General features: G+C 60.6%; 1 pseudogene. It reads left to right on the forward strand.

From position 1 onward, the window contains the following. Positions 1-77: 77 nt before the first annotated feature. Positions 78-259 (forward strand): annotated as a pseudogene (locus SB764_RS41925) ((S)-ureidoglycine aminohydrolase); the annotation flags it as partial.

The raw sequence follows: 259 nt of genomic DNA on the forward strand, positions 1-259 counted from the left end.
GGATTGCAAAACCGGTCTTGAGCCGCCGCGTGCCGAAGACTACCGTCCGAACCGTCGAAAACGCTGAGAGAATGACCATGGCAAACCGCTCGTATTACTCCCCTCCCGGTGGCCTTCCGCCGCAGACCGATCTGCTCTCCGGCAAGGCGGTTTTTACCACGGCATATGCGGTCATCCCGCGGGGCGTGATGACGGATATCGTCACCAGCTATCTGCCACACTGGTCAAAGACCCGTGCCTGGATCATCGCGCGGCCGAT

This window comes from Paraburkholderia sp. SIMBA_027 (assembly GCF_046535315.1).
In the GTDB taxonomy this organism is placed as follows: Bacteria; Pseudomonadota; Gammaproteobacteria; order Burkholderiales; family Burkholderiaceae; genus Paraburkholderia; species Paraburkholderia tropica.